Origin of the sequence: Nonomuraea sp. NPDC049655 (assembly GCF_044465465.1) — a bacterium.
Lineage (GTDB): Bacteria > Actinomycetota > Actinomycetes > Streptosporangiales > Streptosporangiaceae > Nonomuraea.
Map to the genome: position 1 here is coordinate 19,722 of NZ_JBITLS010000001.1, position 20,846 is coordinate 40,567.

Sequence of the window (20,846 nt, forward strand, 5' to 3'; positions counted from 1 at the left end):
TCGTCAAGACCCCGGTGCATGCTCGACGACAGCCTGTTCGTCGCGCTGATCCGGGCCCTCGCCGGGCTTCCCGCGAGCCTGGTCGGCGTAGCGTGACCCTTTCGGTCGGCAGACCCATGGCGAACGACGTGGCGCGGTCAAGTCGGCAGCTGCTCTTCGCGCATGCGGCGCTACAGCCAACGATCCCGCGCTGCCAACAGGTCGACCGGGGCCACCGGTTCTCACGCTCACTGGCAGGTTTGATTGACGTCAGCGTCAAGGTTGCATGGTTGTCGCGTGGTCTTCACGAATGCGGAACTCGACTACCTGACCGGGCAGCGCCTCGGCCGCCTGGCCACTGTCTCCGCGACCGGTCAAGTCCAGAACAACACTGTGAACTTCTTTGTGGACGCCGACTCGGGCACGATCATCATTGGCGGGCACGCGCTGGGGGCGTCCAAGAAGTTCAGGAATGTCCAGCGCGGTAGCGCTGTGTCGTTCGTCGTCGATGACCTGGCTTCGGTGCATCCGTGGGTGGTGCGCGGCATCGAGATCCGCGGCTCGGCGCTGGCCCTGACCGAGCATGAGCCCCCCGTGCCGTACTTCTCACGGGAGATCATCAAGATCACTCCCACGAAGATCATCCCTTGGGGCTGGGCGGCCCGATCGAGCCGCGTGGTGTGACAGCTTGCGGGGGCGGAGGGGGTATGGAGACGCCGGCGGAAGGATCCCCGATCGGCTCGCGGGCCGGCCGGGCGCGAAGGCGAACTGTCACGTGCGGCGTCCTGGCATGCCTGGCGCCATCACTTGCCCGGCGCCCGGGGCGGAAGTGTTCACGATGCGGTTGAGCCCGCATTGACAGATGAAAGGCTGAAATGTCGGTAACGATCCCAGGCTTCGATGAACACCTGATCAAGGTGGACGGCCTTGACCTTCATGTCGCTTCCGGAGGAGAGGGACCTCCACTGCTGTTGCTTCACGGATTCCCGCAGACGCATTTGACCTGGCGAGATGTCGCTCCGGCGCTGGCACACCGCTTCCGCGTCATATGCCCCGACCTGCCCGGCTACGGAGCCAGCGCCAAGCCAGAAGGCGGCCACGAGCACTATGCCAAGCGTGTGACCGCGGCGACCGTGGTGGCGCTGATGCGGCAGCTCGGCCACGAGCGTTTCAGCCTGGTCGGCCATGACCGTGGAGCGCTGGTCGCATTCCGGGCAGCGTTGGATCACCCCGACGCCGTCGCTCACCTCGGCGTGATCGACGTCATTCCCACCGTGGACATGTGGGAGTCACTGGCAGGTGTGGGTGGGGTCTTCGGCTTCCATCTGTATTTCCTCGCGCAGCTCAACGACCTGCCCGAGCGGATGATCGGCGCCGACCCCGACGCGTTCTTCGGCCACTTCCTCGATTCCTGGGCCGCGGCCGGCACGTTCGACGCCGAGGTCCGTGAGGCATACCTGGCCGCGACGCGTAATCCGGAAACGATCCACGCCATCTGTCAGGACTACCGTGCCAGCGCCTTCGTCGACGCTGCCCACGACGGCGAGGATCGGCGGGTCGGTCGGCGCATCAAGGCCCCCACCTTGGCGATCTGGCAGGACCCGGGCGACATGGTGCTGCCATTCGACCCCTCGGCGATATGGCACCGCTGGGCGCCGGACGTCCGCACCTTGATGCTGCCGGGTGGGCACTTCCTGCCGGAGACTCAACCCGACGCTGTCGCCGAGGCGATCAGCGCCCTGCTCAGGCGGACGTGAAGTGCATGGGATGGTTCCCCGGTCATCGACAAAAGGGACGTCCCTGCTGGACCCCCGCAGTCGCGCTGCCCAGAGCCGCGGACGTCTGCGACGCATAGAGAAGGGCGCCATGCAGGTGCCGCGTCACTTCCGGCCCAGCGGGAGAGCCGGCCGTCGTGGCCTCGCTGTCGTGCACCTTCGGGTCGTTCGGCCCCGTTGGCCTGCGCTCGCTTGACCGTCTCGTAGGGCAATCGACCGCCGGTTTCCAGGACCTCGAGCCCAGTGCCGCCGCGTGAACGACCAGCCGACCCGCTCGCCCGGTTGGCTGTCCCACAGAGCCAAGGCGGCTGATCGGGTGCCCGGCGTCAGGCGAAGAAACGCGTCAGGTGCGCGGTGACGATCTCGGGCTGTTCCTCGGGGATGTAGTGGCCGCTGCCGGGCACGAGCACCACCTCGACCTCGGTGCCCTTGCCCGGCAGCACCGCCTGGAGGAGCAGGTGACCGTTCTCCCCGCCGCCCAGGCCCAGGATCGGGGCGGTGACCTTGCCGTAGGTCTTCTCGTCGGCGATGTCCTGCGCGAAGGCCCGGTACCAGGAGTTTCCCGCCCGGATGGCGTCCGGGGTCGAGTAGGCGTGGGCGTAGATGTCGCGGTCGCTGATGGAGGCGGGATCTTCGATCAGGTAGTCGCACATCCAGTCGATGAGCTCGCGGGACCGGCCGGCGAGCAGGCGTTCCGGCAGGCCGGGTACCTGGTTGAAGGCGAACCACCACAGGAAGCGGCCCGGCCCGGCGTGGATGTCGCCGTCTGTCTGATGGCGGCCGGGACGGGGAAGCAGGGAGTGGTTGAAGAAGCGCTCGTCAGGGTGCGCGATGTCCAGCAGGGCGATGCGGCGGGTGCGGGCGGGGTGGTTGGCGGCCAAGGCGTAGGCGACCATGCCGCCGATGTCGTGGCCGGCGATGTCGGCCCGCTCGTGGCCCAGGTGGCGGACGAGCGCGGCGATGTCGGCGGCCATCGTCTTCTTGTCGTACCCGGAGGCGGGCTTGGCCGAGCCGCCCATGCCGCGCAGGTCGACGGCGATCACCTGGTGCTGTTGGGCGAGCGGCGGCATGATCTTGTGGAACTCCCACCAGGTCTGCGGCCATCCGCCCAGCAGGATCAGGGGCCTGCCGCGCCCGCCCGTCACATAATGCAGGCGGGTCCCGTTGACGTCGGCGTGCCTGCTGATGAACCCACCCTCGAGCGAGCTCGCCAGCTCGGCGTCGGACGGTACTTCACTCACGATGGTGTCTCCCTACGGATGTCGTGCCGGCTGATGCAGTGGTTGATGGCCAGGCGCGGTGCCGGCGTTGATCTCACCACGCCGTGGCCTCCAGCCACGCAGTGAGCAACTCGCCGTCCCCAGCCATGTTGAAGCGCGCGGTGTCGCCGTATGAGAGCCGGCCGTGGGTCACCGGCAGATCGCCGTATGACCCGCGTACGGCCACCGCCGCAGGGCCATCCCCGCGAGCCCTTTCCCGGACGCAGTTGTCCGCGAGCGTGATCAGCCATGCGTCATCGGTGTCGGTGGCCGACAACGCCAGCGGCTCACCGCCGCCATCCAGCCGGCTCACGGGTTCAGCGATCCACGCGAAATACGGCTGAGTCTCAAGGAATCCTCGACCCTGCCGGCGGCGTGTGCAGCCAGGCTGGGTATGGCGTCATGTCCTGGGGCAGGTCGAGCGGTGTGTCCAGGAACCAGGCACGCTCGGTCGCACGATGACGCACCAGGTGCTCCATCCATCGGGGCGTGGTGCCGTGATGCCTGGTCAAGTCGGCGAGCGTCCAACCGGGACACGTGGGCACCGGTGTCCGCATGTGGGAACCCGCCGCCGGCAGGTCGACCAGGCGCACGTCTGCGGCTTCGACCGCATCGCAGTACTGCTCATGTGTCAGATGAGTCACGAGTGCCCTTTCTCGATCACCGGCCAAGCGGTCTGCCGCTGGTTCGAACTTCCACGGCAGCCAGCGAGGCTATTCCTTGACATTGGCGTCAAGGTCAAGCGCTGCTTTGCGCTCGCGCCATCTGGCGTCAGCGGGACTCGGCCCATACGGACGCATTCGGTTGTTGCGACCGAGGGAGGGCGCTGAACCGGCGGGTCGAGACGGCGTTGATGAGTCCGAGCCCGGCGTAGGCGGGGCCCCACTCGGGCCCGTGCCCCCAGCCGCAAAGTAACGCTGAGTAACCGCCATCGCCTTGCGTGGTCACGAGATCGGTCGGCCAGGTCGAGTTCACCGTCAGCTTCGACTCCACCATCGCCCGTGCTCACCAGCACGCCGCCGGCGCCCGTAAAAAGAGGACGACGGCGAGACAATCGACACCAGGCAATCCCACTCATCTACAAGCACCGCAACTTGCTCGAACGCTGCATCGGCAAGCTCAAGCAATGGCGCGCCATCGCCACCCGCTTCGACATCCTGGCCAGCAGCTACCTGGCCGGCGTCACCATTGCCTCACTCATGCTCTGGCTCCGGCAAGCCGAATTGTCAGACACCCTCCAGCAGTCCCAGCAGGACCGCGCCGAGGGCGCGGAGTTGCCGAAGGCTGCCTCCGGGCGGCCCTCAGCCGGTGAGCTCGCTCGCCGGCAGCCCCATCATCAGGTAGTCGTACGACTTTCCCTCGGTCCGGAAGGCGGCCCTCCTGGACGAAGCCCACGCGCTCGCGGGGGCGGACGGCGGCGGTGTTCTCGGCGGCCACCCACAGGTGACGCGGCGCATGCCGACCTCCTCGAACACGAACTGGCACGCCACTCGGAGGGCGTCGGTGCCATTACTTTTGCCCCAGGCGTCACTGGATCTTGGCATCATATTCACGCATACAGCATGACGACGAACAGCCCAATTTAGACTGGCCCGCATGACGGCTGCCTGGATGGCGTTTCTCGGGGTAATTGTGGGGTCCGTCAGTTCCCTGCTCGGCTCCGTACTCATCACGCGCCTGCAGTGGAAGCACGAAAGACTGCGGTGGAATGAGCAGCGAGAACGCGACACGATTCAATGGCAGCGCCAGCTGGGGATCGAGCGAGACAGGATCGCAGAGGACAACGCTCGTGCCGGGCGAACTCGGACTCATGAACGTGACCTCGAACGAGACCGCCGGCGCCTGGACCAGCAGATTGACCTCTACATGACTGCCATCGCGCTCGTGCAGGAGGCCGAGGCCAAGTTTCAGGAATACATGGCCGAGCTCGACCCGCAGGGTGGGTTCACCGACGCGGACGCGGCCAGAGCCAGGGAGATAAGGTCGAATGTGGATAAGGCCCGGCAGTACCTGCCGGCGTTATTGGCCCTGTGCGACGAGTCCTGCCATCGGGATCTCAACCGGGTGGAGTCCATCCTCGACTACTTCAGCGGATCGATTGAAGCCGGCGGTGTGATTCACCTCGGTAAGAGCGGCCCTCAAGTGCTCGGGGGGCCGATGCCTGTGAGCATGTTGCTCGGATCGGCGCACAAGGCGTTGCGGGACGCTTTCGGAAGGGCTGTGCGCGTGAGTCTGGGATGAGCGCTGTCGGCAGGTGGAGTGGAAAGAGGTGCCGCCGACCGCAGTTGTCTCGGCGAGCGCGTTGTACCGCGGACGGCGGCTGTCGCCTCCTCCACGTAGACCGCGACGCCTTTCTCCCTCAGCAGATCGGTGGTTCATCGGCGTCCGGCGAACAGGTGAGCACGAAGTCACCCGAGAGCGCTCGCCGCGGTCTTCGGCGTCACGGCGTCGTGGCCGTTGTGGCCGTGCTGCCGAGGGCCGGGGCTCAGCACATCGACGGGATGCAGGTGAACGGGTTCTCCATCGGGGACGGCGGCTGCGGCTGGGCGGGCGCCTGGGTGGGCTGCTGCGACGGTTCGCGCGTGGGCTCCGGTGGGGGCTCGGTGTTCCGGGCGGGCGTCGGGTGGGAGGCCGAGCCGTCGTCGATGGAGCTGCTCGCCGCGTCGCGCGTCCTGGCCGGTCGGGTCGTGGGGGCCGAGGTCCTGGGCCGGGCCCGCGGCGTGGCCGGCGGGGACGACGTCCGCCGCGGGGTGCTTCTGACCTGCTGCGGCGAGGCGGTGGCCGCGGCCGGGGCCGGGGTGGTGGTGCCGGACGGTGGGGGAGCGGCCGAGCCGATCGTGGCCGGGGGTGGCGGGGGCGGGCCGTCCGCGGTGATCAGCAGGCCGCCCGTGACGAGCAGCGCCGCCGTCGCGGCGGCGGCCGCCGCAGGCAGCGCGCGCCGCCGCGCCCGACCGGCCGGATGCTCCGGCGGCGGGGACGGCCCGGCGGCCGGTGCCGGTACGAGCTCGTGCGAGGTCAGCCCGGTGACCAGGTCGTCGGCGCTCGGCCGCGCGGCCGGGTCCTTCGACAGGCCGGCGGTGACGAGCCGGAGCAGGACGCCGTCCAGTCCGGAGACGGCCGGCTGGTCGTTCAGGATGCGGTTGATCACGGCGGGGGTGGAGTCGGCGCCGAACGCGGGCCGCCCGGAGGCGGCGAACACCATGGTCACGGCCCAGGCGAAGACGTCGGCCGCGGCCGTCACCTGCCTGCCGCCGATCTGCTCGGGCGCCAGATAGGACGGCGTGCCCATCAGCGGGCCTGTCGAGGTGTTGCCCGGCGCGTCCAGGGCCCGGGCGATGCCGAAGTCGATCACGACCGGGCCCTCGGGTCCCATGAGGATGTTGGCCGGCTTGAAGTCGCGGTGGAGTACCCCGGCCCGGTGGATGGCGGCCAGCGCGGCGGCGGTGCTGATCGCCAGTCGCTCCAGCGCGGCCCCCTGGCGTGGTCCCTCGGTGGCGACCAGGTCGCGCAGCGAGGGGCCTGGCACGTACTCGCTGACGATGTAGGGTCGCCGGCCCGCCAGGTCGGCGTGGAGCACGGGCGCGGTGGAGAACCTGGCCACTCGCCGGGCGATCTCCACCTCGCGCAGGAACCCGGCGCGCGCGCCGGGATCGGTCAGCGGGCGGTGGTGCAGCAGCTTGACGGCCACCTGGCGGCCGGAGGGGTCGCGTCCCAGATAGACGACGCCCTGGCCGCCCTCGCCGAGCCGGGCGACGAGCTCGTACGGCCCCAGCCTGCGGGGATCGTCCTCCACCAGCTGATCCACTCGGCCTCCTGGAACACATGAACGGACAGGACAAAAGGGACTGACGGATCCACCGGTCGCGATCACCGGCACACACGCCGAAGGCGTGCTGACTTCTCTCAGCCCGGCAGGCCGCCTGGGTGGGCGTCGGCGACGAGGCCGAGGACGACGTCGTGCTCCAGCAGCGCCTTGAGGGCGCTGATCAGGAAGGTGAAGCCACCGGTGGAGTCGGTCACGTAGCGGACGAGCTCGTCGCCGGTGCCGGTGAACCCGCTCTCGGTGACCTGGACGTAGGTGGTGTCGTCAGGCATGGGGATGAAGCGGAACTCGACTGTGGTGGGGGCGTCGGGAGTGTAGTTGCCCCAGGTGAAACGGATCCGCCGGTTCTCCTCCACCTCGTCGACCGAGGCCCGAGTCGACGCCCCGTACATTTCCCATTCCCAGGTCAGTTCGGCGCCGGGAACCATCTTCCCGCTGCTTCTGGTGTACCAGATCTTGCTCGTGACAGCGGGGTCCACGATGGCCTGGAACACCTCGCGGGCGGGGCGGCGGATGAGCATGCCGACCTCCACCGAAGGGATCGTGGTGAGCTCGAGCGTTCGTGCGGACATGCGCTGGTTCTCCTTTCGCGATTCGGGACCGGTGTCAGGGGCGTGATTGCTGATCCAGCGGTGTGACGGTCGGCGTGTCAGGAAGGCATGTAACGCGGTGATCAGGGCGGCCGGATTGTCCTCCTGGACGTTGTGCCCGGCGTCCGGCACGACCACGAGCTCGCCGTCCGGGACGTGCGCGACCAGGCGTTCGGCGGCGGCCTGGGGGAGCACCCTGCTGCGTCCGCCGCGCACGAGCAGTACCGGCGTCCTGCTCAGCTGGGCGGGCAGCCTGTCGATGGCCGCCAGGATGGCGGGGAAGTCCGGAGGCCGTGGATCGCCCTTCGGCACCCAGCCGCCGCCGGGTGCCCGGCGGAACAGCGTGCTCATGCGGTAGGCGACACTGGGCCGGTGGGCGCGTGGATTGACCCGCATCGCGGCCTCCACCACCGTCTCCAGATCCCGCACCGGACCGAGCCCGCTGATGAACGTCCGCACCCGCCAGGTGCTGTCGAAGTCCACGCCGGGCGCGACATCGATGAGCGCCAGCCGCTCCACCCGCCCGGGACGCTCATCGGCGACGTGGGCCGCGACGACGCCGCCCAGCGACATGCCGACCAGCTGGACCCGGTCGAAGCCGAGATGGTCGGCCGCGGCGACGACGTCGGCCGCAAGGGCGCCGACGCGGTAGTCGCCGGACCAGCCGCTCTCGCCGTGACCTCGCAGATCCAGCGCGATCAGCCGGGCGGCGCCGCGCAGGCCGAGGCAGACGAAGTCCCACGTGTGCGCGGTCAATGCGCCGCCGTGCAACAGCAGCACCGGCGGTCCTGTGCCGCCCCAGTCGAATCCGTGCAACCGGCAGCCCGCGCGGGAGAAGTGGATCTCGCGGGGCGGGGCCGGATCGTCGATCGTGACACCCAGTGCCGCCGCCAGCTCGGTCATCGCCGGAATCGTGAACTGTCCCTGCATGCGCCACCCCCTTACCTTGAGCAATCAAGGTAAGGGGTGTTGCCTTGGCTGGTCAAGGTAAGGTGGCTGCGTGGCCACCCGAGTACGACGTCAGCCTGAGGATGCCAAGCGGCTGATCCTGGAGGCGGCGAGCAGGTTGCTCGCCGCGGGCGGTCCTGCCGCCGTGCAGGTGCGCGCGGTCGCCGCGGAGGTCGGTGTGTCCGACGCCGCGGTCAACCACCACTTCGGCACGCGTGACCGACTGCTGGAGTCGCTGTTGCGATTCGGCGGGGCCAAACTGAAGGCCGAACTGCGCACTGTGCTGGGCACATGGGCTGAGGCCCCGATCGATCCCGCCGAGCTGGTGCGCACGCTGGCCGCGCTGTACGCCGGTGGTTACGCCGAACTGGCGCTCGCGCTGCACCGATCCGGCTGGCGGGACACCGGCAGCGGAATGCTGGATGAGGTGGTGGACCGGCTGCACGCCCAGGCGCGGCAGCACTGCACGGCGAGCGGGCGGACGCCGCCGTCCCGCGAGGCGATCCAGCTGACCGTGTGCGCCCTGCACCAGGCAGTCGCGACGGAGCCGCTGTTCGGCGACGAGTTCCGCCGGAGCGTCGGACTGGACGACACCGCCCGGGACCGTCTGCTCGACTGGTGGACCGAAATTTTGCGCGCGACTGTCTCCGGACAGGGATAGCCGTGTCGTGACGGTGGAGGGCGCCGATTCCGCTGGGCCATCGGGGTGATTCCGCCGAGCGGGGCACGCAGGCGCGGGGGCAGGGTGATCAGGGCGGCCGTCCCGCCCATTCGAGCGACGCGAACGTGGCCGCCTTCCTCTCGCCGCGGGTCCGCGAGAAGCGCAGCCATGACGAGGTCGTGGTTCCCGCGAGTGTGGGAGCCGGAAAGGCCTCCTGGTGTGCCCGACCTTCGTGCTGTTCGTCCAGCACCTGCCCAGTGAGATCTCACGACAGAGCAGGTCGGCTCTTGAGCCGTCCACCGCCCTCCTCCCCACGCTGCTGACCGGCGGGCTCCTGCTGCCCTACGTGCCGGTCGAGCCGCTCAAGCGCGTTCTCGGTGCGTTCCTCATCGCCACCGTCTTCCGGCGGCGATTCCGGCCGCCGCGAGCGGTGCCGGCCGACAAGACGTTCGCCGCCGTCGGCGCCGGTTGCGGTCTCGCCTCGGCGCTGTTCGGGGCGGCCGGACCGGTCGCGGCCCCGTTCTTCATCGTCAAGGGCTTCATCGGCGGCGCGTACATCGGTACTGAAGCCGCCGCGTCCCTGATCGTTCAGCTGACCAAGATCGTCGCCTATGGCGCGGGCAGCCTGCTCTCGGTGCACGTGCTCCAACTCGGCTCGGCCCTCGCCCCGGCCGTCCTCGCCGGAGCATGGCTGGGCCGAAGAACCGTCGCCCGGATGCACGCCCGGGCCCTCGTGCTGGTCACCGAGGCCGGAGTAGCCGTCGCGGCGATCTTGTTGCTCGCCGGGATCTGAGCCCAGGGCTCATCCTGCATGGCGGCGGCGGCCCCATGCCGTGTGTACGGCGCTCCAGCACCTGACTCACGCTCTCGTCCGCGTCACGCCCGCCAGGGCTCGCGGCCGGCTTGGCGCACGGGCTCGTCGATCAGCGTCACGATGCCCTCCAACAGGCGCTGGAGCCCGAACTCGAACAGGGTGTCCAGGTCGAGCGAGCGGGGTGGGACGAGTGCCAGGTTCGGGAACGCCGGGTTCTTCGAGAGCCCCATCAGGGCCGGTGTGCCCCGGGTGTCCATCCACTGCTCGTCGGTGATCCCCGAGTGGGCCGCTGCCTCGGCTTCGGCTTCCAGGCTCGTGGCCACCCCTCGGACGTACGCGGCCACGCAGACATGGATGTGCAGCCTCGTGGCTGCGTCCAGGCCGAGCCCGTCCAGGGCGCGCATCATCCATTCGCTGTGGGCCATCGCGCGGGAGGAAGGCAGGGGCCGGGTGAAGGAGACGGCCCGCGCCAGCCACGGGTGACGCTGGTACATGGCCCACTGCTGCCTGGCCGCCACCTCAAGGCAGCGGCGCCATCCGGGCGGCAAGGGCTCCGGGAGCGGGAATTCGCCGAAGACGGTGTCGGCCATGAGCAGGATCAGGTGCTCTCTGCTGGATACGTGGCGGTAGAGCGCCATGGTGGTGACGTCCAGATCGGCGGCGAGACGGCGCATGGACAGCGCGGCCAGCCCCTCGACGTCGGCGACGGCCAACCCGGCGCCGACGATTCGGCCCCGGTCCAAGGACGTCGCCGGACGTCTGCGATCGTGCGGAGTCCTCGGGCGGGTGCCTGGGGTGTCGACGGCCGTACCGATTCCGGGAACCGGCCGGGCCAGACCGGCTTGTCGCAAGGCGGTCAGCACCTTGGTGGCGGTGGCCATGGCCACGCCGAACTCCCGGACGATCTGCCGCGTGGAGGGCAGCAGATCCCCAGGGCGGAGCTCACCGCTCTCGACGCGCCGGCGCAACTCGGCGGTGATGCGCAGGAAGGGCGGATCCGAGGAGGGGTCGGCATGGCTCATCACAGGACTTCCTCCAGCAGGCCGCACTAGTGCACAGAGCTCAAGCCGGCCGTTGCTCCAGCCGCGCTCTCCCAGTTGTACCAGGAGTACTAGTGCACGCTTGGCTCCATGTGGCACGCCAGTCTACGGTGCATACATTCGGCACGGAACCGCCTGGTCAGAGACCGAGACGATCGGAGCACCGACATGCCCGGCACGATTTCCACCCCGGTACGCGCAACACTGGAACTGGACGGACGCCACCTGTCCTACCTCGACTTCGGTGGCCCCGGCAGGCCGCTGCTGGCCCTGCACGGACATCTCGACCAGGGCATGATGTGGAGCGGCCTGGCGGCCGAGCTGAGCCCGCACTGGCGGGTCATCGCGCCCGACCAGCGAGGGCACGGCGAGTCGGACCGAGCCGCGGACTATTCCCGAGAGGGATACGTGGCCGATCTGGCGGCCCTGCTGGAGCACCTGGACCTCGGCCCGGTCGTGGTTCTGGGGCACTCTCTGGGCGGCCTGAACGCCTATCAGCTCGCCGCCCGTCACCCGCCCTTGGTCCTTGCCATGGTCGTCGAGGAGATCGGCGCCGTCGTCTCAGGTCCGAGTCGCCTGGATTTCCTGCTGCCCAGTCCTTATGAGGCCGCCACCCGTGACGAGCTCGTCGCCGGGCTCGGCGCAGCGGGCCCGATGTTCGCGAACCGTCTGCGGCGACTGCCGGACGGCACCTGGCGCCTGCCGTTCCACCCCCACGACACGATCGAGTCGGAACGCTCCAACTGGGGGGACCACTGGGCCGACTGGCTGGCGACCGACATCCCCGCGCTGCTGCTGGTGGGTGAGGACAGCCCGATCACCCGCGGTCAGGCGCGGGAGATGGCCGAGCGGCGGCCGCACACCCGGCTGGTGACACTCCACGGCGACCATTTCGTGCACCTCCAGGACCCGGCGGGTTTCACCGGCGCGATCCAGGACTTCCTGCGAACGATCGACGCCACCTCCGCATGACGAGCAGCCCCGACGCCCCTGTCGCCGGCCCGGCGCAGCCTGACCCCCACTGGTCTGCGGCAACTACGGCACCCACAAGACTCCGGCGATCAAGGGGTGGCCGGCTCGCCATCCCCGCTTCCACATGCACGTCACCCCGACCGGCTCCTCCTGGATCAACCAGGTCGAGCGCTGGTTCGGCTACCTGACCGACCAGCTGATCCGCCGCGGGGGTCCACAAAAGCGTCCAGGCGCCGGAGGACGAGATCGGCAAGAAAGGCCGCTTGCCGCGGATCGTCCCAGTCGCCGACCTCGCCCCCGTTGACGGCCGTCCACACTCCCCACTCCAGCAGCATGTAGGTGAGAGCGGTCGGCCACAGTTCCCGCTCTCGGACCGTCAACCGCACGTGCCCAAGGTAGGCATCACGGAAGGCGGCCCATTCCATCTCGTCGAACAGCCTCGCTGGACGATCTGGCAGGTCGTTGTGGATCAGCAGCACGGCCAGGGCCAGGTCGAGCAGCCTCGGCCGATCTCGTGGGTCGGCACCGGCGTGTCGGCGAACCACCGTGTGGCCCGCAGTGAAGACGACTGCGCCCGCAACGGCTCGTCCGTGTGCCCCAAGCCCGACTCTCCGATCCCTCTGTTGCCATGCCCCATCATTCCCGAAGGCCCGGGAGTGTGCTGCCCGCACATCGACGCCTTCGTACCGGACCGCGAGCGGTGAGGAACGGACGGTCTGGTCTCCCGCCGCGCGCTCCACAACACGTTCAAGGCTCACGACGCCGAACGAGCCTCGATCGCGTAGGCCGTCTGAGCAGCACGTTCATGCCTTCAAGATCCGGTCGTGGTCCCCTTCCCGCGTATTCGGTTCCACCCCTTGACCACCGCACGCCGCACGGCGGTCAGGCGGCGGCGAACACCAGGGACGTGTTGTGGCCACCGAAGCCGAAGGCGTTGACCAGTGCCGTGGTCCAGTGGCCGGAGCGGGGTCCTCCGGCGACGACGTCGAGGGTGATCCGCGGGTCGAGGGCCTCCAGGTTGCGGGTGGCGGGAATCAGGCCGTCGCGCATGCTGAGGATCGCGGCCACCGCGCCCATCGCTCCGGCCGCGCCGCACATATGGCCGGTCATCGACTTGGTCGCGGTCACGGCGGGGTGGGTGCCGACGGCCTGCAGGATCGTGAACTCGCGCGACATCTGGATGAAGCTCTGCGGGAACCCGAGGGGAAGGCGCTGGCCTCGTCGAGCCGGGCCACCGCCTCCGACGGCAACCGCAGATCGAGGGCGGCGAGGTTGTCGGTGAGCTGGCCGAGAGTCCTGGCGCGGGTACGGCGTCGCGGCTGATCCTGGACCCGGCGGCGGCGTCGGTGCGGGTGAGCTTTCCGGACAGCACACCGCGAGCCAGCGGCGCCCACGCGGCCACTGACAAGCCCAGGGTTTCGGCCATGGGCAGCAGCTCGCGCTCGATATCGCGTTCCAGCAGGCTGTAGGACAGCTGCAGGCCGATGAACGGCGTCCAGCCGCGCAGTTCGGCGATGGTGTTGGCGCGCGCGATCACCCAGGCGGGCACGTCGGAGAAACCCAGGTAGAGCACCTTGCCCGCGCGTACCAGGTCGTCGAGAGCGCGTAACGTCTCCTCGATCGGGGTGGCGGGATCCCAGATGTGCACCCACAGGACGTCCAGGTAGTCGGTGCCCGGGCGCCGCACTGGCGATCAGTTCACCGACGAGACGACGATGGACTTGACCATGACACCGTGTCAGGCGGCAAGGTCCTGAGCATGTCCGTCACCTATGTCGGCTCCGGGCCGTACTGCTACGCCAACTCCCTCGCGATGGTCCTGGGCGGCGAGGCGCCGCCTCCGGCCGGGATCGAGGTTCTGACAGGCTCCCCGTACGGGATGCAGCTCATCGGCGGCCGGATACCGCTGTTCGACGCGTTCGGCTGGGACCCCGAGATCGGGATCGACGCCGCGATCGGCCTGCTCGGCTGGGAGTGCGAGCGCGCGGACGGCGGCACGGCGGCGACGGCGCTCGACCGGCTGCGCCGGGCCTGCCAGGACGGGCCGGTGCTGGCCGGCCCGCTTGAGCTCGGCCTGCTGACCTACCAGCCCGGGTCGGGCGAAGCGGTCGGCGCCGACCACTACCTGGTGGTGCTGGAAGTGGCCGGCGACACCGTGCTCGTGCACGACCCGCAGGGTTACCCGTACGCCACCCTGCCGGTCGGCGCCTTCGCCGAGGCGTGGCGCGGAGAGCTGATCCCCTACCTGGAGCGGCCGTTCCGGATGCGGCACGGGTTCACCCGTCGCGAGCAGGTCACGCCGGAGGAGGCGCTGCGGCGTTCGCTGCCCGCCGGGCTGGCCTGGCTGGCGGGACGTACGGACGTGGAGGTCTCGCCCGGCACGCTGGGGCTGGCCGAGGCCGCCGAGCGCACGGCCGAACTGGTGGAGGAAGGGCTGGACCCCGAGATCAGGATGCTGTGGCAGGCGTTCGCGGTGCGGGTGGGCGCCCGCCGCCTCAACGACCTGGCGGCCTGCCTGTCCTCCCTCCGTCTCGACGCGGGCGCGGCCATCGCCGCGGAGCAGGCCCGCATCGTCGGTGGCCTGCAAGCTCCGCTCGTGTCGGGCGACGACGCGGAGCTCGCGGCCGGCCTGTCGGTGGCACGCCCATGCGGAACTGGGCCTGGTCGTGGCCGAAGGCGATCTCGTCGCGGCCCGTGTCCATGACGGGCCCCTCGGATCATTCGGAATGCGCTTCATCGACGCGAACCGCCTTCCCGCCCGAACGAGTGACTGAGTTGTCCGAGGACGACCGGCACAAGCACCATCCCGACTTCGCCAGCGGCTTGCCGGCAGTCGGCCGCTTGGCGATGAAGGGTGTGGTCCTCGTCGCGGTGGCGCGCACGGACGGGGCACGGTGGCGGTCAGCTGGGCTGGCCGGTGGGCATGATGGTGACCTGCTGGAGGTTCGCCCGAGGCGGCAGGCTCGCGATGAACCCGACGGTCTGCGCGACATCCTGCGGCGTGAGCCACTCCATCGTCTCCTTGGAGCCCTCCAGCCACGCCCGCGCGCCCTCGTCGGTGACGTGACTCTGCAGCTCGGTGCCGACGATCCCCGGCTCGATCGCCGAGACCCGCACGTTCTTGGCTCCCAGCTCGGCCCGCAGGTGCCGGGACAGATGAGTGACGTACGCCTTGGTCGCGGAGTAGACGGCGAAGTTCGGGAAGATGTTCTGCGCCGCGATGGAGGAGGTGTTGATCAGGTCGGCCACGCCGCGCGTACCCGCGGCCTCGACGAGCTGGGGGACGAACGCGCCGATCACGTTCATCAGGCCCGTGATGTTGAGGTCGATCTGGCGCTGCCACTGGTCGGCGGCCAGCTCCTCGATGGGGGCGGGCAGCATGACGCCCGCGTTGTTCAACAGCAGGTCGGTGCCGCCCAGCTCGGCCGCGACCCGGTCGGCGGCGGCCCGCGCCGCCGCCGCGTCGGTGACGTCGGCCGCCAGTGCCAGGGCCTGGCCTCCGGCCTTCTCGATCCGGACGACGAGGTCGTCCAGCCGTTCCGCGCGCCGCGCCACGACGACCACACGTGCGCCCAGTGCGGCCAGTCGCTCGGCCGAGGCCTCGCCGATCCCGCTGGACGCTCCGGTGACGACGGCCACGCGGCCGGCGAGAGGGGTTGCTGCGTTCATGGTGCAAGCCTTCCGAGTCGTCCGCGGCCCATCGCCGCGGTCCCTCACCAGCACACCAGCCCGCACCCCCTTCCCGGGGTGCCCGAACATGCCCTGCCCGGGCAGGTAACCGCGAGGCAGGTACTGGCAGGGCCACCTCCGTGCACCTGGCCACTCGCTCGTCCCTGCACACTGGAGGACATGGACCGCAGTCGCGAACTCGCCGACTTCCTGCGCTCACGCCGTGCCCGGATCACCCCGGACCAGGCCGGGCTGCCCGCCGACGGCCGCGCGCGTCGCGTGTCCGGCCTGCGCCGCGGCGAGGTCGCCAGGCTGGCCGGGGTCAGCACCGAGTACTACACCCGGCTCGAACAGGGCCGCGCCGGTCACCCCTCGCCCGAGGTCGTCGAGGCGCTCGCGCGGGCCCTTCAGCTCGACGCCGCCGAACGCGAGCATCTCACCGACCTGCTGGCTCGCCCCACCCGCCACGCCCCCGTCAGCCCCCAGCGGGTCAGGCCCGGCCTCCACCTGATGCTCCAGACCCTCCATGAGGTGCCCGCCTTCGTCCTCGGCCGCCGTACGGACGTCCTGGCCGCCAACCGCCTGGCCCGCGAGGTGCTGACCGATTTCGAGGCCCTTGCCGTGCCTCAGCGCAACCTGGCCCGCTACTACCTGCTCGACCCCGAAGCCCGAATCCGTACCGGCGACTGGGAACGCGTCGCCGCGGAAACCGTCGCCATGCTCCGCCTGGAAGCCGGCCGCCATCCCGAGGATCGCCGGCTCGCTGACCTCGTCGGCGAGCTCACGCTGCGCTCGCCGGAGTTCAGCTCCTGGTGGAACGACCACCGCGTGCTGCGCCGCACGCACGGCACCAAGCACTATCGCCATCCCCTCGTCGGCGAGCTGCACTTCCACTACGAGTCCTTCCAGCCTCCGGGCGACCCCGACCAGACCTTGTGCGTCTACAACGTCGAGCCGGGCTCCCCGACCGCGCAGGCGCTCCGGCTTCTCAGCAGCTGGGTGGCGCCCACCGCCGCACCTTGACGGCGCGCCTCGGGCAGTGGTGACCGCATCCCCTTCGGGCGTTCGCCCAGGTCATCAACTGGCCGCCCGTGGTGCAGCACATGTACCGCCACGTGCAGGACCGTACGAGCAAGCTGGACGTGTCCCGGAGCCGCGCGGCCCAGCTCCGCCCCGCCGCCACCGAGCCGCCACGGGGGCGGCCACCTCGGAAGCACATGGCTAGCTCGCCAGACCTGAGTTGATCTCGGCGAGCACCTGGGTCGCCTTCGTGTAGCGGACGAGGTTGTCCAGCGTGGGCGGCTGCGCGAGGGTGGCCTGGGCGTGGCCGACGGCCTCGCCCACCGTCCGCACCCCCAGGGCCCGCGCGGTGAGGCCGTCCACGGCGGTGCCGGCGTTGATCCGGCGGCCGGCCAGGTTGAGCGTGGTGGCCAGCAGTTCGGCCCGCAGTGTGCGCGGCTGCGTCAGCGGCAGGGTGAGGACGGCGGTGGACTCCCGCAGGGAGAGCGCGCCGTTCGCGGCCGAGCCGTCGGCGCCGTCGAAGCGGTCGTCGGTGGCCTGGACGCGGGCGAGCGCCTCGGCGGTGCGCAGGTCGGGCCGCAGCGCCCAGAACGTGACCAGCCCCGGGTCGCGGCTGGGGGAGACGGTCGTGATCCGCGTTTCCGCCGTCGCGGCGGCGGGGCTGGTGGGGCACGGGCCGGAGCCGTCGGCGCTCAGCGAGACCGGCACGGTGACCGTCGCCGCGTCCAGGAGCAGCAGGCTCGGCCGTGCGGTGAAGGCGATCGTGCCGGTCCCCGTGCCGGCGGGCAGCGTGCCGATGGCCCAGCGCAGCGTGGTGGTGCCGTCGGTGTTCCTGCTCACGGAGCCGGGGCGGGGCCCGGCGCCCTGGTCGAGCGCGGCGCTGTAGTAGAGGCCGGCGGGCAGCGTGGCGGTGAGCGTGGCGCCGGAGGCCGCGGCCCCGCCGGTGTTGCGGTAGGTCAGGGTGTAGGCGGCGGCCTCGCCGGCGTTGACGGTGGCGGGCGCGGTGGCCGCCACGCCGATCACCGACCGGTGCACCGTGGTGGACACCTCGGCGGTGTTGTCGGACAGGGTGCCGGTCTCGGCGTATCCGCGCTCATTGGTCCCCGACACGGCCGCCTTGTTCGTCAGGACCGTCCCGTCCGTGGTCGCACAGGGGATGTCGTAGGTGAACGTCTCCCGCGCGGAGCCGCCCGCCGGCACGTCGGACGTCGTGCGGTGGACGACGTCGCCGCCGGGCATCGTGTCGTCGATCTTCACCGCCGTGGCGGTGGCGGGTCCCTTGTTGCCCACGGCCACGGTGTAGGTGAGCCGGTCGCCGGGGGAGGCGTCCTGCCTGTCCACGGTCTTGGCGGCGGTGAGGTCGATCGGCGGGTTGAGACTCGCGGCGGCCTCGGCGGTGATCTCGGCGCTGCCCAGGCCGAGCACGCCCTTGTGCGCGCCGTCCTCGAACCAGGGGCTCTCGCGGAAGTTGAGGTTCAGGTGGTCCCAGTCGTTCCAGGAGGTGAGGGTCTGCTTGGGGGAGACGGGGCAGGACGTGGTGTCGGGGCCCATGATGATGTGGTTGACGTCCCCGGACTGGCTTGTCGCCCTGGTGCCGTCGCCATTCCAGTCGACCGGCTTGTTGGCCGGCGTGGTCAGCGCGACTCCGGGTCTCCCGGCCACCACCGTCCCGTACACGACCGTCGCGCTACCCGCCCCCGGCAGGGCGTCGCCCACCTCGTCGAGACCCTGGTCCTCGTTCATGGGGGCGCGCTCCTGGGGCTGGTAGTCCAGGGGGCGGGACGCGGTGGACGCCGTGGGGAACTGGTAGGAGTAGTTCATGACGCTCAGGTAGTTCGGCTTGCAGTTGACGCTGTCCAGGCCGCCGTGCTGCAGCCCGAGCGTGTGGCCGAGCTCGTGCATGAACGTGCCCGCCTCCGCCGCGGTCTGGCCGCCGTTGGCGGTGATCCGCGTGTTGTCCCACGCGCCGAGCGAGATGACGAAGTCGTTGCCGCCCGGCAGGGCGACGCGGGCCAGGTGGGCCAGGTCGACGTGCTGCTGGGTGTCGTCGCCCGCCTCGGCCTGGCCCGATGTGGTGCCGAGGCCGGTCAGCCCGTGCACCGACACGGCGTAGCGGAACGCCAGCCGCTTGGCGCCCAGGATGTTCTCGCAGTTGCGTGAGATCCGGTCGAGCACGTCGCCGAAGTTCCCGTCGCAGGCGATGGCGGGGTCGCCGAACTTGACATCGTCGAAGTCGTCCCAGCTGCCGGGGCTCTTGGTGTCGAACGTGATCCGCTCCGCCTCGCCGGCCCGCTCGCCGGTATGGACGTGCAGGGTGATGCCGTGCGCGGCGAAGGCGGTCACCACCTGGCTGATGGCGTTCGGGTCCAACTCCCTGGAGCGCCGGCAGTACGACGCCAGGCAGAACATCGCGTCCAGCTCGACGAAGATGTCCTTCTTGTTCGGGTCGGCGCTGTACGGGGGCTGGTTCAGCGCGAGATCGACCGTGCCGTCCCGGTCGTAGTCGATGCCGTTGATCTCCCAGTCGTCCAGCAGCCCGTCCTGGTCGGTGTCACGGCCGGTGTGCACCTTCAGGGTGGTGGAGCAGGTGCCGATCGTCGTGTCGCCCGACAGCGTGGAGGTGATGTCGATCCGCAGGCCGCTCGCGTCCCCGAGGCCCTCCGCGTACGCCGGCGGCAGGTCGAACTCCCCCTGCACCAGCCCCGTCTCGGCGGATAACAACTGCCGGTAGAACGGCGTGGCGTGCCAGTAGTGGAACCCGGCCTCCACCGTGGCGGTGAACCAGCCGCTCTCCTGACTGTCGTTGAGGAAGGTGATACGGGCACGGGGCCGCTCGCCCTCCGCGAGCGACAGGGGCGAGGTCCCGAGGAACTCGCACTCACCGTGCACCGCGCTGTCGGCGTGCCCCGCGGGGGCGCCGAGCAGGGCGGCGACGACGAACAAGACGAGCGGCACGATCACGCGGCGGATACGCATGGGCCGAGTGTCGGCGCCCGCGCGCGTGCCGTCATGAGTAACCCGTACTCATCCTGTTCCGGTGGCGGCCACAACCTGGCCGTCATCCCTGCGGCGGTGGTTCCACAGCAGGGCAACAATGAAGGAGCCGAACATGTCCGTCCAGTCCGTCACTCAGCTGAACGTCCGGGGCGAGGCGAGGCGCGAGCCCGGTCGCCGCCATGTGCACCGGCCATGGCTCGACTGTCCGCGCAGGCTCCAGCAGTTCGTCAACGGCACGCTGGAACTTCCCCGGCCCACGGCTCTCATCAGCACAGCGTCATTCCTCGACCCGAACGCGAGATCCTGCTGCGCGCGTTGGCGCCGCGGTCGTTCGCGTTCGGCAAGCCGACCCGGATGGTGCAGATCGGCGAGTCGGCCGGCATCGAGCTCGCCCTCGCCGCGTCGAGCCTGCGCACCTCCGGCGTGGAGATCTACGGCGCGGCCAGGGCTTCAGGGGCCCTGGAGGGCTTGGCGGGACGGCAGGCTAGTCTTCAGCACCATGACCGACCAGCAGGAACAGCGCGTTGTCGAGGCCAGGTTCGAGATCACGGACTTCGACGAGGACGTGTACGAGACGCCTTCCGAGGGGCCCAGGATGACCCGGGTCACGATCCGCAAGCGCTACCAGGGCGTGATCGACGGTATGGGTGTAGCAGAGGTGTTGACCGCTCAAGGGGATTCGGGCGGCGGTTACGTGGCGTCCGAGCGAATCGAGGGGACACTCGACGGTCGGCAGGGCACGTTCGTCATCCAGCATGCCGGGGTCGCCGACGGGGACGAGCAGAGCAGCCACGGCAGCATCGTCCCCGGCTCCGGAACGGGAGGCCTGGCCGGCATCCGTGGCCAGGCGATGGAACGCGAGTTCCAGATGCTCACCCTCACTTACACACTGTAAGACCCGTAAGGGAGTCGACAGCGGTAGGTACGGGCATGGGCTGGTACGCGCAGAGGTCTCCGGCGAATCAGTCGAGCGCTGCCCGGCCCGCGTCGGTGATGTGCCAGCGGTAACCGTTCGCAAGATCGTCCCGCTCGTCGCGGATCAGCCCCAGTTCGGCCAGCCGGGCGAAGAGCGCACGCTTTGTCAGGTCGCCCCACAAGATGTTCACGTCGCCAGTGATCACCGTGTTGTCCCGGATGCGCATCAGGAGCTGGTGCTGCCCCTTGGTGAGGTTGATCGGCGTGGCGTTCAACGCTGACCTCCGTGTCGCGTCAGTGGCGGGCCAGCGGATCGGCCACTGAAGGCAGCCTACGCCGGTGCACCGACAGGACGTCTGCGCTTTCCCCGTCGATTCTCCTGGG

20 protein-coding genes and 1 pseudogene are annotated in these 20,846 nt (G+C 70.0%); 10 read left to right on the forward strand and 11 right to left on the reverse strand.

The genetic code is table 11. From position 1 onward, the window contains the following. Positions 1–276 precede the first annotated feature (276 nt). Positions 277–663 (forward strand): PPOX class F420-dependent oxidoreductase, encoded by a 387-nt coding sequence (locus ACIBQ6_RS00115; RefSeq protein ID WP_397209432.1) that lies wholly within the window; start codon positions 277–279, stop codon positions 661–663. Positions 664–854: 191 nt separating this feature from the next. Then, positions 855–1,736, forward strand: coding sequence for an alpha/beta fold hydrolase (locus ACIBQ6_RS00120; protein ID WP_397209433.1), 882 nt, complete (start codon positions 855–857; stop codon positions 1,734–1,736). Positions 1,737–2,080: 344 nt separating this feature from the next. Here the strand turns inward: ACIBQ6_RS00120 and ACIBQ6_RS00125 are convergent, their stop codons facing one another. The 3 genes from ACIBQ6_RS00125 to ACIBQ6_RS00135 form a co-directional block, all read right to left on the reverse strand. Continuing rightward, positions 2,081–2,995, reverse strand: a complete 915-nt coding sequence (locus ACIBQ6_RS00125; protein WP_397209434.1) for an alpha/beta fold hydrolase — start codon at positions 2,993–2,995, stop codon at positions 2,081–2,083. A 73-nt stretch (positions 2,996–3,068) separates the two neighbouring features. Beyond that, on the reverse strand, positions 3,069–3,326 hold the full coding sequence (locus ACIBQ6_RS00130; RefSeq protein WP_397209435.1) for a hypothetical protein: 258 nt from the start codon (positions 3,324–3,326) through the stop codon (positions 3,069–3,071). Positions 3,327–3,360: 34 nt separating this feature from the next. After that, positions 3,361–3,657, reverse strand: a complete 297-nt coding sequence (locus tag ACIBQ6_RS00135; RefSeq protein WP_397209436.1) for a maleylpyruvate isomerase N-terminal domain-containing protein — start codon at positions 3,655–3,657, stop codon at positions 3,361–3,363. 952 nt (positions 3,658–4,609) lie between these two features. On the opposite strand from ACIBQ6_RS00135, the gene ACIBQ6_RS00140 reads away from it, so the two are divergent. Next, complete coding sequence (locus ACIBQ6_RS00140; RefSeq protein WP_397209437.1) at positions 4,610–5,254, forward strand: hypothetical protein; 645 nt, start codon at positions 4,610–4,612, stop codon at positions 5,252–5,254. 244 nt (positions 5,255–5,498) lie between these two features. On the opposite strand, the gene ACIBQ6_RS00145 is transcribed toward ACIBQ6_RS00140, so the two are convergent. Both ACIBQ6_RS00145 and ACIBQ6_RS00150 read right to left on the reverse strand, forming a co-directional pair. Further along, positions 5,499–6,818 (reverse strand): serine/threonine-protein kinase, encoded by a 1,320-nt coding sequence (locus ACIBQ6_RS00145; RefSeq protein WP_397209438.1) that lies wholly within the window; start codon positions 6,816–6,818, stop codon positions 5,499–5,501. Between the two features lie 98 nt (positions 6,819–6,916). Next, the gene (locus tag ACIBQ6_RS00150; RefSeq protein ID WP_397209439.1) at positions 6,917–8,356 is read right to left on the reverse strand and encodes an alpha/beta fold hydrolase; all 1,440 of its coding nucleotides are present in this window, start codon (positions 8,354–8,356) and stop codon (positions 6,917–6,919) included. Between the two features lie 70 nt (positions 8,357–8,426). Here ACIBQ6_RS00150 and ACIBQ6_RS00155 point away from each other — a divergent pair, with 70 nt between their 5' ends. Beyond that, positions 8,427–9,035 carry a TetR family transcriptional regulator gene (locus tag ACIBQ6_RS00155; RefSeq protein WP_397209440.1) on the forward strand — a complete coding sequence of 203 codons (609 nt, stop codon included), beginning with the start codon at positions 8,427–8,429 and terminating at the stop codon, positions 9,033–9,035. A gap of 217 nt (positions 9,036–9,252) precedes the next feature. Beyond that, a complete protein-coding gene (locus ACIBQ6_RS00160) occupies positions 9,253–9,828 on the forward strand; it encodes a TSUP family transporter (RefSeq protein ID WP_397209441.1) in 576 nt (191 codons plus the stop codon). Between the two features lie 83 nt (positions 9,829–9,911). Here the strand turns inward: ACIBQ6_RS00160 and ACIBQ6_RS00165 are convergent, their stop codons facing one another. Then, entirely contained in the window at positions 9,912–10,871 is a 960-nt protein-coding gene (locus ACIBQ6_RS00165; protein ID WP_397209442.1) for a TetR/AcrR family transcriptional regulator C-terminal domain-containing protein, read from the reverse strand. 186 nt (positions 10,872–11,057) lie between these two features. Here ACIBQ6_RS00165 and ACIBQ6_RS00170 point away from each other — a divergent pair, with 186 nt between their 5' ends. Together ACIBQ6_RS00170 and ACIBQ6_RS00175 are read left to right on the forward strand one after the other, a co-directional pair. Beyond that, positions 11,058–11,861 (forward strand): alpha/beta fold hydrolase, encoded by an 804-nt coding sequence (locus ACIBQ6_RS00170; RefSeq protein ID WP_397209443.1) that lies wholly within the window; start codon positions 11,058–11,060, stop codon positions 11,859–11,861. Positions 11,862–12,247: 386 nt separating this feature from the next. Next, positions 12,248–12,565: a hypothetical protein gene (locus tag ACIBQ6_RS00175; RefSeq protein ID WP_397209444.1), complete on the forward strand. Its 318-nt coding sequence runs from the start codon at positions 12,248–12,250 to the stop codon at positions 12,563–12,565. A gap of 178 nt (positions 12,566–12,743) precedes the next feature. Here the strand turns inward: ACIBQ6_RS00175 and ACIBQ6_RS00180 are convergent, their stop codons facing one another. After that, positions 12,744–13,037: a hypothetical protein gene (locus tag ACIBQ6_RS00180; protein ID WP_397209445.1), complete on the reverse strand. Its 294-nt coding sequence runs from the start codon at positions 13,035–13,037 to the stop codon at positions 12,744–12,746. Between the two features lie 220 nt (positions 13,038–13,257). After that, positions 13,258–13,548, reverse strand: a pseudogene (locus ACIBQ6_RS00185) (aldo/keto reductase); the annotation flags it as partial. Between the two features lie 72 nt (positions 13,549–13,620). On the opposite strand from ACIBQ6_RS00185, the gene ACIBQ6_RS00190 reads away from it, so the two are divergent. Further along, entirely contained in the window at positions 13,621–14,565 is a 945-nt protein-coding gene (locus tag ACIBQ6_RS00190) for a hypothetical protein (RefSeq protein ID WP_397209446.1), read from the forward strand. A 197-nt stretch (positions 14,566–14,762) separates the two neighbouring features. Here the strand turns inward: ACIBQ6_RS00190 and ACIBQ6_RS00195 are convergent, their stop codons facing one another. Next, positions 14,763–15,530 (reverse strand): SDR family oxidoreductase, encoded by a 768-nt coding sequence (locus ACIBQ6_RS00195; protein ID WP_397209448.1) that lies wholly within the window; start codon positions 15,528–15,530, stop codon positions 14,763–14,765. 180 nt (positions 15,531–15,710) lie between these two features. Between ACIBQ6_RS00195 and ACIBQ6_RS00200 the strand changes: the two genes are divergently transcribed. Further along, positions 15,711–16,553, forward strand: a complete 843-nt coding sequence (locus ACIBQ6_RS00200) for a helix-turn-helix transcriptional regulator (protein WP_397209449.1) — start codon at positions 15,711–15,713, stop codon at positions 16,551–16,553. Positions 16,554–16,751: 198 nt separating this feature from the next. On the opposite strand, the gene ACIBQ6_RS00205 is transcribed toward ACIBQ6_RS00200, so the two are convergent. Further along, positions 16,752–19,526: a hypothetical protein gene (locus ACIBQ6_RS00205; RefSeq protein WP_397209450.1), complete on the reverse strand. Its 2,775-nt coding sequence runs from the start codon at positions 19,524–19,526 to the stop codon at positions 16,752–16,754. 520 nt (positions 19,527–20,046) lie between these two features. On the opposite strand from ACIBQ6_RS00205, the gene ACIBQ6_RS00210 reads away from it, so the two are divergent. Continuing rightward, a complete protein-coding gene (locus tag ACIBQ6_RS00210; protein WP_358295819.1) occupies positions 20,047–20,442 on the forward strand; it encodes a DUF3224 domain-containing protein in 396 nt (131 codons plus the stop codon). 67 nt (positions 20,443–20,509) lie between these two features. On the opposite strand, the gene ACIBQ6_RS00215 is transcribed toward ACIBQ6_RS00210, so the two are convergent. Continuing rightward, the gene (locus ACIBQ6_RS00215) at positions 20,510–20,737 is read right to left on the reverse strand and encodes a hypothetical protein (RefSeq protein ID WP_397209451.1); all 228 of its coding nucleotides are present in this window, start codon (positions 20,735–20,737) and stop codon (positions 20,510–20,512) included. Positions 20,738–20,846 lie beyond the last annotated feature (109 nt).